Annotated in this window: 7 protein-coding genes; 1 reads left to right on the top strand and 6 read right to left on the bottom strand. The window is 63.7% G+C overall.

Going from position 1 to position 10501, the window contains the following annotated elements:
• Positions 1-193: 193 nt before the first annotated feature.
• On the bottom strand, positions 194-637 hold the full coding sequence (locus ACE3QM_RS12160; RefSeq protein ID WP_048408263.1) for an N-acetyltransferase: 444 nt from the start codon (positions 635-637) through the stop codon (positions 194-196).
• Between the two features lie 123 nt (positions 638-760).
• Entirely contained in the window at positions 761-4210 is a 3450-nt protein-coding gene (gene dnaE, locus ACE3QM_RS12155; protein ID WP_048408254.1) for a DNA polymerase III subunit alpha, read from the bottom strand.
• Between the two features lie 111 nt (positions 4211-4321).
• Here dnaE and ACE3QM_RS12150 point away from each other — a divergent pair, with 111 nt between their 5' ends.
• On the top strand, positions 4322-4930 hold the full coding sequence (locus tag ACE3QM_RS12150; RefSeq protein WP_048408253.1) for a flavin reductase family protein: 609 nt from the start codon (positions 4322-4324) through the stop codon (positions 4928-4930).
• Here the strand turns inward: ACE3QM_RS12150 and ACE3QM_RS12145 are convergent.
• The 4 genes from ACE3QM_RS12145 to ACE3QM_RS12130 form a co-directional block, all read right to left on the bottom strand.
• A complete protein-coding gene (locus tag ACE3QM_RS12145; RefSeq protein WP_374422175.1) occupies positions 4905-5831 on the bottom strand; it encodes a VirK/YbjX family protein in 927 nt (308 codons plus the stop codon). The two genes, ACE3QM_RS12150 and ACE3QM_RS12145, sit on opposite strands and share 26 nt — an antisense overlap.
• Before the next feature lie 110 nt (positions 5832-5941).
• Positions 5942-7654: an ArnT family glycosyltransferase gene (locus ACE3QM_RS12140; protein ID WP_374422173.1), complete on the bottom strand. Its 1713-nt coding sequence runs from the start codon at positions 7652-7654 to the stop codon at positions 5942-5944.
• 174 nt (positions 7655-7828) lie between these two features.
• Entirely contained in the window at positions 7829-8083 is a 255-nt protein-coding gene (locus ACE3QM_RS12135) for a PhaM family polyhydroxyalkanoate granule multifunctional regulatory protein (RefSeq protein WP_048408250.1), read from the bottom strand.
• 79 nt (positions 8084-8162) lie between these two features.
• On the bottom strand, positions 8163-10439 hold the full coding sequence (locus ACE3QM_RS12130; RefSeq protein ID WP_048408249.1) for an NADP-dependent malic enzyme: 2277 nt from the start codon (positions 10437-10439) through the stop codon (positions 8163-8165).
• Between the last annotated feature and the right edge of the window lie 62 nt (positions 10440-10501).

Below are 10501 nucleotides of genomic sequence, written 5' to 3'. Positions count from 1 at the left end.
TGGCGCGGTGGAAACGCGACACGGAAGCCTCCCCTCGGGGAGGCTTTGTTGCGTTCGGGCATTGGACATGCCGGCAATAAAAAAGCGCCGCGAGCGGCGCTTGATCGTGAAGTTTAGAGTCTGTTTACGCTCCCGCGAGCAAGAGCGAGACAAGGCGAAAACGGTTGAAGCAACGTAGACTTTGAACAGGTTCTTAGAAATCCACGCGCATGAGCAAACGTGGTTCGTCCTCGCCGAAGTAGTGCGGCTGATGCTCGATGATGGTGAAGCCCAGTTGCTGGTACAGCCGAACCGCGGGGTTGTCGGGATGCACGGTCAGTTTCGCATGGCTGGCTTGGCGCGCCCGTAGCGCTTGCAGCAGCGTCTGCAGCAATTGCTTGCCGGTGCCCTGGCCGCGGCAATGTAGGTGTACCGCCAGAGACATGATCCAGAACTCGCCTTGCCCGCTGCCCGGCGCGCCAATGATGTAGCCGCCCAATTCGCCGTCTTGCGCGCCTGGCGCGACCAAGAACAGGTCTGGCCACAGATCGTGGGCCTGACGGAAGAAGAAGTCGGGGTAGATGTGCTGGCCGAATACTGCCTGCTCGATCTGGAAGACCGGGGCGAGGTCCGGGAGTTGCGCCGGGCGTGCCGTCATCGTGAAAACATCCTTGTCCATGAGTGCTGTGGAGCGGGCAAGCCTACTGCAATGTCCGGCGCTTGCAAAGCGCGGGCGTAAAAAAGCCGCGCGGGCGCGCGGCTATTGAACGGCTCGGGCGGCTTACCACATGACCTTAACCTTGTCTGAGCCCAGCCAATCCTGCAAGGACAGCAGCAGGCCGTCGTCCAGCCGCACGCCCCAGGGCGGCGGCAGCATCAGGTCGCCGCTGGCGGCGCCGTTATTGTAGTGGATGCGTACCGGGCAGCCGGCATCCTCGCTACGGAACGGGTGCAACTGGGCCTTGAGCTTGCTGACATCGACCTTGCCGGCCAATTGCAGCGACAAGCTGCGCGCGTAGCGGCTGCGCGCCTCGCCCAGCTCGTAGACCTTGTCGGCGATGATGCGCAGGCCGCCGGAGAAGTTGTCTTCGCTGACCTTGCCTTCTATCACCAGCACCACGTCGTCCTTCAGCCGGCTGCGGTTGGCTTCGAAGCTTTCCGCGAACAGGCTGACTTCCAGTTTGGTGCTGCCGTCGTCCAGTTGCACGAAGGCCATCTTGCCGCGGTTGCCCACCTTGACGCGGATGCCGGTGACGAAGCCGGCCAACAGCTGCGGCTCCTTGCGCGGGCTGAGCCGCGATAGCGGCGTTTTGATGAAACCGCGGATTTCCTTGGCGTAGGCGGCGAAAGGGTGGCCGGACAGGTAGAAACCGATGGCCAGCTTTTCTTCCGCCAGCTTGACCGCATCGTTCCAGGGCTTGATCTCCACCATTTCCACGCTGGGGGCGACGTCGTCGCCGAACATGTCGAACAGGCCGCCCTGGTTGGCATTGGCGTGTTCCTGTTCGGCGGCGTCCATCGCCAGGCCGACATTGCCGAACAGTTTGGCCCGGTTCGGCTCGATGCTGTCGAAAGCGCCGGCGCGGATCAGCGCTTCGATCACGCGTTTGTTGACGATTTTCTTGTCGGTGCGGCGGCAGAAATCGAACAGGTCCTTGAACGGGCCGGATTCGGCGCGCACCGCGACGATGTGATCGACAGCGGCCTCGCCGGTGCCCTTGATCGCGCCCAGCGCGTAGCGAATGTGCTTGCGGTCCACGGGCACGAAGCGGTAGTAGCTCTGGTTGACGTCTGGGGGCAGGAAGATCAGCTTGTTCTTGCTGTCCACGCTGTCGTCGTAGAACACCTTGAGCTGGTCGGTGTTGTCCAATTCCGAGGACATGGTGGCCGCCATGAAGGCCGCGGTGTGATGAGCCTTGAGCCATGCGGTCTGGTAGGACACCACCGCGTAAGCGGCGGTGTGCGATTTGTTGAAGCCGTACTCGGCGAACTTGGCCATCAGGTCGAACAGCATCTCGGCCAACTTGGGATCGTAGCCCTTGGTCGCCGCGCCCTGGGCGATCTTGCCGCGGTGCTCGGCCATTTCCTCCGGCTTTTTCTTACCCATCGCGCGGCGCAGCATGTCGGCGCCGCCCAGAGTGTAGCCGCCTATGATCTGCGAGATCTGCATCACCTGTTCCTGGTAGACGATCACGCCGTAGGTCGGGTCCAGGCAGGCCTGCAGGTCTGGGTGGTAGTAGTCGACCTCTTGCTTGCCGGCCTTGCGCAGGATGAAGTCGTCCACCATGCCGGAGCCGAGCGGGCCCGGACGGTACAGGGCCAGCACAGCGATGATGTCTTCGAAACGGTCGGGCTTCAGTTTTTCCAGCAGCCGTTTCATGCCGTCCGATTCAAGCTGGAACACCGCGGTGGTATTGGCTTGCTGCAGCACCTTGTAGGCGGCTTGATCGGTGAACTCGAGCAGATTCAGGTCGGTGTCGAAGGCGGGGTCCAGGTCTTTGATGTAGCGCACCGCCAGTTCGATAATGGTCAGGTTGCGCAGGCCCAGGAAGTCGAACTTCACCAGGCCGACTTTTTCCACATCGTCCTTGTCCAGCATCGACACCGGCACCGCGCCGTCGGCGCTGGCTTGATACATCGGGCAGAAGTCGGTGATCTTGCCCGGCGCGATCAACACGCCGCCGGCGTGCATGCCGATGTTGCGGGTCAGGCCTTCCAGCTTCTTGGCCAGTTCCCACAGCTCGCGCAGTTCTTCCTCGTTTTCCAGCCGCTCGCGCAGCACCGGTTCCATTTCCACCGCGTCGTCCAGCGAGTACTGCTTGCCGGGCGCGGCCGGAATCAGCTTGGAGACGCCGTCGCAGAACATATAGGGCAGGTCCAGCACCCGGCCGACGTCGCGCACCACCGCCTTGGCCGCCATGGTGCCGAAGGTGGCGATCTGCGATACCGCCTCGGCGCCGTATTTCTGGCGCACGTATTCGATCACGCGGTAACGATTGTCCTGGCAGAAGTCGATGTCGAAGTCGGGCATCGATACCCGCTCGGGGTTGAGGAAGCGCTCGAACAGCAGCGCATAGGCCAGCGGGTCGATGTCGGTGATGCCTATGCTGTAAGCCACCAGCGAGCCGGCGCCGGAGCCGCGGCCGGGGCCCACCGGGCAGCCGTTGTTCTTGGCCCAGTTGATGAAGTCGGCCACGATCAGGAAGTAGCCAGGGAAGCCCATCTGGACGATGGTGTCGCACTCGATCTTCAGGCGCTCGTCGTAGCGAGGGCGCTCTTGTGCGCGGACTTCCGGGTCCGGGTAGAGCTTCTCCAGCCTCTCCTCCAGGCCTTGCTCGGACAGGTGGATCAGGTAGTCGTCCAGCGTCATGCCATCCGGGGTGGGGAATTGCGGCAGATAGTTCTTGCCCAGCTGCACGCTGATATTACAGCGGCGGGCGATTTCCACCGAGTTTTCCAGCGCTTCGGGAATGTCGGCGAAGCGCTCCAGCATTTGCTCGGTGGACAGGAAGTATTGGTTCTCCTCGAAACTGCGCGGCCGGCGCTTGTCGCCCAGGGTGAAGCCTTCGGCGATGCAGACTCGAGCTTCATGGGCCTTGAAATCGTCCGGGTCCATGAACTGGATGGGATGAGTGGCCACCACCGGCAGGCTGGTTTCGCCGGCCAGCCACAGCGAGGCCTGCAGGGCGTGCTCCACTTGCGGATTGTCCAGGCGTTGCAGCTCCAGGTAGAAGCTGTCGGGGAAGCAGCGCTCCCAGTATTCGGCTCGCCTGCGCGCCTCATCGCGCTGCCCTTGCAGTAGCGCCTGGCCGACATCGCCCAGATGGGCGCCGGACAGGCAGATCAGGCCGCTGTTGTCGCCGTTTTCCAGCCAGGCGCGCTTGATTTCGGCGCGGCCGCGGTACTGGTTGTGGGTGTAGGCATCGGCCAGCAGTTCGCACAAGCGTCCATAGCCTTGGCGGTTCTTCACCGTCAGCATCATGCGATAGGGCTTGTCGCGGTCATCCTCGTTTTCCAGCCAGATGTCGCAGGAAACGATGGGCTTGATGCCCTTGTCCCGGCAGCCCTTGTAGAACTTGACCATGCCGAAGATGTTCATCAGATCGGACATGCCCACCGCCGGCATCTTGTCCTGTATGGCGCGCTTGATGGCGTCATCCAGGCGCACGATGCCGTCGGTGATGGAGAATTCCGAATGAAGGCGCAGATGGATAAAACGAGGTGAGTTCATCGCGCCATTTTACCCGCCGAGCCGCCGTGACACCATCGTCGGGTACTGCATTGCGGGCTGGTATTTTGCTGCTGTGCAGCATTAGAATGATGGCATCAAGGAGGAAAGAAAATGGATTGCGATATCAGCGCCTTGCCGGCGGAGTCGGTGTATCCCTTACTGGTGGGCAGCGTGCAGCCGCGCCCCATCGCCTGGGTCAGTACCCAGGATTTGCACGGCGTGGCCAATCTGGCGCCATTTTCCTTCTTCACCGTCGCCAGCGTCAGCCCGCCGGTGTTGGCCTTGAGCATTCTGACGCCGGCCGCCGGCGGCGAAAAGGACACGCTGGCCAATATCCGCGCCACCGGCGAATTCGTGGTCAATGTGGTGTCGGAACGGCTGGCGGAAGCGATGAACGTCAGCTGCGGTCCGTATGCGGCGGAGGTGGACGAGTTCGATCTCGCCGGCGTCGGCAAGGCGCGCAGCCGCCAGGTGAAGGCGCCCGGCGTGGAGCTGGCGCCGCTGCGTTTCGAGTGCGTGCTCAGTCAGTGCCTGGCCTTGGGCCAGGGCGCCGGGGCCGGCAATCTGGTGCTGGGCGAAGTGCGTCACGTGCATGTGGCGGATGAGGCCTGGCGCGACGGCCGGCTGCATTCCGATGCGCTGGCCTTGGTGGGCAAGCTGGGCGGCGATGATTTCAGCCGCGCCGAACCGGCGTTCAGCCTGCGGCGGCCTGGCGCGTGAGCGCGTGGCGGCTCTGTAACGCCAGTTCATCCAGCAGCGCGTAGCGGCGTTGGTATTCCGAACGCTTCTTGCTGGCGATCTCGCTCAGCGGTTTGCGCGGCAGCTGCAGCGGCAGGCTGAAGAAGCGTTTGCAAGCGGTGGCTTGGGCGTCGAAGGTGTCCCAGAAGCTGTCGTAGTCGGCAAAGAAGTGACGGCGATAGCGCCAGGAGCTATAGATGTGCTGCCATTTGCTGACGGCCAGCACTTGCTTCGCGCCGATTTCCTGCGCCAGGGCGATCAAGGCTTCCACCGCCAGGCGCTTGGGAAACAAGCCGTGGCTTTGCTTGGTCAGTTGATGCACAGCGTCGGCGCCATGGGGTTTGCGCGGGCCTTGCAGGCCGCCAATGATGATGGCGATGTCGTCGTGGCGCCGGGCGATGGTGAAGGTCAGCGTGGCGATGGCGACGTCGTCGGCATTGCAGATTTGCAGCGACAGCTCACCCTCCTTGTCGAAGCTGTGCTGGTGGGTCAGCCGCGCCTTGATCTCGGCATCGTTCTTGCCATTGAGCTCGGCCAGTGTCAGCCCGGCGTCATCGAGCAGGCTGCGATAGGCGGCCGGCGAGATCCGCTCCGCCAGCGCCTGGTAATGGGCGCGGAGCGCGGCGAGCTTGCCGCCCTGGCTCAGCGAGCGGTAGAGATAGGGCCGATGCAGCTTGCAGGCCAGCCGCGGGTTGGCCTGCAGATGTTGCCGCAGCGCGGGCTGTTGGCGCCAAGTGTCCAGCCAGCGCAGTGTCCACGGCAGCGTCAGCAAGCCGCGCAGCGCGAATTTGCAGCGATTCTTCCCTTCGTCGAAGCCGTCTTTGCGGGAAAAGCGCCCGCTGGCCAAGGACCAGAATAAATCCACCGCGTTCAGCGCCGACATACCATAACCTCAAACAAAAAAGGGTTAAGGCTACGTGATGCCGGGTCGCCAATTGTTAATGAATGTTGGGCAAATTGTGACTAAGTGTGACTATTTCGTGTGAAATCAAGTCAATTGGAATTATTTGCCGAGGTCTGCAAGCGTTCCAGCGGCTGTTCCAGCCGGTAGAGGCGGAAGCGTTCCTTGACATCGCCCGGGCGCTGAAAACTCCGCAACGGTGTCAGCGTGGCGGCAAAGGCCGGTAGTTGGTCATGCAGGGTTTGCACCAGCAGCCACTGGCATTGGCCGGCTTGCGGGCTGCTTTCCAGCCGCAGCGTGTGGTAATCGGCGTAATAATCCAGCAGCGCGCGCTGCGGTTCGCCCAAGCCCATGCTGGCGACGCAGCCGCCTTGCGCGCGGATGTCGGCGAATACCGGGCGCAGCGGCGCGAAGGTCTCGCGGTAGCGCATGCCGTGGTCCAGCGCCGGCAGCCACAGCGTGGCCAGTCCGCCCCACAGCAGCACGATGGTCAGGCTCCAGCGCCAGGCGAAGCCGGGAGCGGTATTGGCCGGCAGCCGCCGCCATAGCCAGATCACGCCGCCGGCGATCAGGCCATAGGCCAGCCAGGTCCATGGATGCCAGCTTGGCTGCCAATCGGTGAATTTGCGATGCAGGATCACCTTGGCCCATTGCGTGGGTTCGCCGGTGGACAACACCCAGGCCACGGCCAGCAGCAGCGCGCTCAGCGCCAGGCTCAGCAGCAAGGGCAGCAGTGACAGCGTGCTCCAGGCGCGGCCATGGCCGCCGGCCTGCAGACCGGTGACGGCCAGCAGCGCCAGGGGGAGCAATAGCGGCATTGCGTACAGTTCGCGGGCGTCGCCGGCGAGGGAGAGCACGCCCAGCGTCACCAGCCAGCACAGAGCCGGCGCCGCCGGCCAGGCGCGGGTCCATTGCCGGCGGCCGCGCCACAAGCCCCATAGCGCCAGCGGCAGCACCGGAATGCCGTACCACGGCAGGGTGCGGGCGTAGAACAGCTTGGGCGCTTTGGGGCCCAGGTGGGCGCTGCCGTTGAAGCGGCCGAAGTTATTGACCTGGAACCATAGCTGGAACAGCGCCGGGTCGCGCTGGTACAGCTTGAGCACCCACAGTGCGGGCAGCGGCAAGCCCACCAGCGCGGCGATCAGCAGTCCCTTCAGGTAGCCGCGGTTGCGGTAGTCCGGATGCAGCGGCAGCAACAAGGCGCTCAGGCCCAGGCAGCCGGGGCCGAGCAGGCCCTTGCTCAAGAAGGATACCGCGCCGCCCAGCCCCAGCAGCACTCCGCCGAGCACCGCGCGCCGGCGCAGCAGCACCATGCCGGCCAGGCCCCAGGCCATGCCGGCGAGCAGCGCGGTGTCGGTGATCATCTGGTGGGCGCGCATGGACAGGCCCAGACAGCCCAGCAGCAAGATGGCGCCCCAGGCCGCGGCGCGGCGGCCGTACAGCGCGCCGGCGGCGGTGGCGATGCCGCCTAGCGTCAGCGCCAGCCAGCCTCCGGCGGCCAGGCGCGCGGCGTCCGGCGCGCTGAGCCAGCCGCTGAGGCAGCGCATGGCGAAGGCGGCGCTGATGAAGAACAGCGGCGGCTTTTCCATGAAGGGCTCGCCGGCCAGCGTCGGCACCACCCAATCGCCGGTCAGCGCGATATGGCGCACCAAGCCGAAGGTATAGGCTTCGTCGGGTTTCCACGGTTCATGGCCGACTAGGCCGGGCAAGAGCCAGGCGGCGGCGATCAGCAGCAAGAGCCAGACAGGAATGGGCGGCAGGCCGGAAGCGGCCGGCTGCGAGGAGAAATCGTTAGAAAAACGCATGGCGTCCGCAGGGTGAAGTCGTTGTTGTTGTCTATTAGGATAGGCGCGAGAGGCGCAGTCCACAGGCATGGAGGGGCTGCGCTTGCACACTCTTGGTCATGGAGGTCCGCAGCCGGACGCTAGAGTGTAGCGTTGTTTGCCTCACCGGCAAACTCCAATCCGCAGGCTTGGGAATCAGGCGTGCGGAGGGTCTTTCGGCCGCATCGAATGCAGTGCCGATTTCTGCATTTCCAGGGTTTTGATCTGCATGCCCAGCATGCCCATATTCATGGTCAGCCAGCTTTCCACCACGCGCAATTCCGCTAGCTTGCGATCGATTTCCTCTTCGCTCATCGGCGGCAGGAAAGGCTGCATGCCGGGCGGAGTGGCATTTTGCCAGAACTGGCGGAACAGGGAGAAGGGGTCGTTGGGGTTGAATTCGTTGCTCATGAGCGGCTCCCTTGGCCAAGAAAAAACGGGCAAGCTGTGCTTGCCCGTTCAGTATATGCCTTAAATCCCAGGCAAACGCTTACTTGCTGTTTTGCGCATCCACGGCGGCCAGCGCCACCATGTTGACGATGCGGCGCACCGAAGCGATCGGGGTCAGGATGTGAGCCGGCTTGCTCATGCCCATCAGGATGGGGCCGATGGTCACGCCGTCGGAGGCGGAAACGCGCAACAGGTTGTAGCTGATGTTGGCGGCTTCCACGTTCGGCATGATCAACAGATTGGCCGAGCCCTTCAGCGTGCTGTCCGGCATGGCCTGGTTGCGGATGCTTTCCACCAGCGCGGCGTCGCCCTGCATTTCACCGTCGATTTCCAGGTCCGGCTGCGCCGAGCGGATCTGGTCGAAGGCGGCGCGCATCTTCTGCGCCGAGGCGCTGTTCAGCGTGCCGAAGCTGGAGTTGGACAGCAGCGCGGCCTTGGGCGCAATGCCGAAGCGCTTGATCGATTCGCTGGCCATGCGGGTGATGCTGGCCAGTTGCTCGGCGCTCGGGTCGGCGTTGACGTAGGTGTCGGCGATGAAGATATTGCCGGTGGGCAGGATCAGCGCGTTCATCGCGCCGGCCACTTGCTCCGGGTTGTTGTAGCCGAGCACGGTTTCGACGATGTCGAAGTGCTGGCGGTACGGCCCGTAGGTGCCGCAGATCATCGCGTCCGCGTCGCCGCGGCGCACCATCATTGCGCCGATCAGCGTGGTGTTGCCGATCACGCGGCGGCGAGCCTGCTCCTGCGACACGCCCTTGCGCTTGGTCAGCTGGTAGTACTCTTTCCAGTACTCGGCGAAGCGCGGATCGGATTCGTTGTTGACGATCTCGAAGTCCTTGCCGGCCACCAGCTTCAGGCCCAGCTTCTGGATGCGCATGTCGATGACGCTGGGGCGGCCGATCAGGATGGGCTTGGCCAGGCCTTGGGTGACGATTTCCTGAGTGGCGTGCAGCACGCGCTCGTCCTCGCCCTCGGTCAGCACCACGCGCTTCTGGTCTTTCTTGGCCTGGGCGAACACCGGCTTCATGAACAGATTGGTCTTGTACACGAACTGGGCCAGTTGATCGGCGTAGGCGTCGAAGTCCTGGATCGGACGGGTGGCGACGCCGGAATCCATCGCGGCCTTGGCCACGGCGGGCGCGATCTTGACGATCAGACGCGGGTCGAACGGTTTCGGAATCACGTATTCCGGGCCGAAGGACAGTTCCTGGTCGCCGTAGGCGGTGGCCACCACATCGTTCTGTTCGGCCAGCGCCAGATCGGCGATCGCGCGCACGGTGGCCAGCTTCATCTCTTCATTGATGGTGGTGGCGCCCACGTCCAGCGCGCCGCGGAAGATGAAGGGGAAGCACAGCACGTTGTTCACTTGGTTCGGGTAGTCCGAACGGCCGGTGCCGATGATGGCGTCCGGGCGGACTTCCTTCACCAGCGGCGGCAGGATTTCCGGCTCCGGGTTGGCCATGGCCAGGATCAGCGGCGCGCGGGCCATGGATTTGACCATGTCCTGGGACACCAGCTTGGGACCGGACAGGCCCATGAAGATGTCGGCGCCGGCCATGGCGTCGGCCAGCTTGCGTTGACCGTTGTCCTTGATCGCGTAGCGCTTCTTGGAGTCGTCCAGTTTCTCGTCGCGGCCTTCGTAGATCACGCCCTTGGAGTCGCAGACGGTGATGTTCTCGCGCTTCACGCCCAGCGCCACCAGCAGGTCCAGGCAGGCGATGGCGGCGGCGCCGGCGCCGGAAGCCACCACGCGCACTTGAGCGATGTCCTTCTCCACCAGACGCAGGCCGTTGAGCACCGCGGCTGCGGCCACGATGGCGGTGCCGTGCTGGTCGTCATGGAACACCGGGATGTTCATGCGTTCGCGGCACTTCTTCTCGATGTAGAAGCACTCCGGCGCCTTGATGTCTTCCAGATTGATGCCGCCAAAGGTGGGTTCCAGCGAACAGATGATGTCCACCAGCTTGTCCGGGTCCAGCTCGTTGACCTCGATGTCGAACACATCGATGCCGGCGAACTTCTTGAACAGCACGCCCTTGCCTTCCATCACCGGCTTGCCGGCCAGCGCGCCGATATTGCCCAGGCCCAGCACAGCGGTGCCGTTGGAAATCACCGCCACCAGATTGCCGCGCGCGGTGTATTTATAGGCGTTCAGCGGATCTTCCACGATGGCGTCGCAGGCGGCGGCCACCCCGGGGGAGTAGGCCAGGGCGAGGTCGCGCTGGGTGGTGAGAGGCTTGGTCGGGGCAACCTGGATTTTGCCCGGGTTGGGGTACTGGTGGTATTCCAGTGCGCTCTGGCGCAATTGCTCGTCCATTCTCTGGGACTCCTGAGGTTGATCTTTAGGTGGTTGGTTGGTGTAAGGGAGTAACTACACAT

This window comes from Chromobacterium sp., from assembly GCF_041912965.1.
Taxonomy (GTDB): domain Bacteria; phylum Pseudomonadota; class Gammaproteobacteria; order Burkholderiales; family Chromobacteriaceae; genus Chromobacterium; species Chromobacterium aquaticum.
This window is presented reverse-complemented; position numbering and strand designations above follow the sequence as displayed.

Bases quoted from the DNA above. Each gene is read 5' to 3' on its own strand.
- ACE3QM_RS12150 (WP_048408253.1), top strand. From the start codon at position 4,322: ATGGATTGCGATATCAGCGCCTTGCCGGCGGAGTCGGTGTATCCCTTA.
- ACE3QM_RS12135 (WP_048408250.1), bottom strand. From the start codon at position 8,083: ATGAGCAACGAATTCAACCCCAACGACCCCTTCTCCCTGTTCCGCCAG.
- ACE3QM_RS12130 (WP_048408249.1), bottom strand. From the start codon at position 10,439: ATGGACGAGCAATTGCGCCAGAGCGCACTGGAATACCACCAGTACCCC.
- ACE3QM_RS12140 (WP_374422173.1), bottom strand. From the start codon at position 7,654: ATGCGTTTTTCTAACGATTTCTCCTCGCAGCCGGCCGCTTCCGGCCTG.
- ACE3QM_RS12145 (WP_374422175.1), bottom strand. From the start codon at position 5,831: ATGTCGGCGCTGAACGCGGTGGATTTATTCTGGTCCTTGGCCAGCGGG.
- dnaE (WP_048408254.1), bottom strand. From the start codon at position 4,210: ATGAACTCACCTCGTTTTATCCATCTGCGCCTTCATTCGGAATTCTCC.
- ACE3QM_RS12160 (WP_048408263.1), bottom strand. From the start codon at position 637: ATGACGGCACGCCCGGCGCAACTCCCGGACCTCGCCCCGGTCTTCCAG.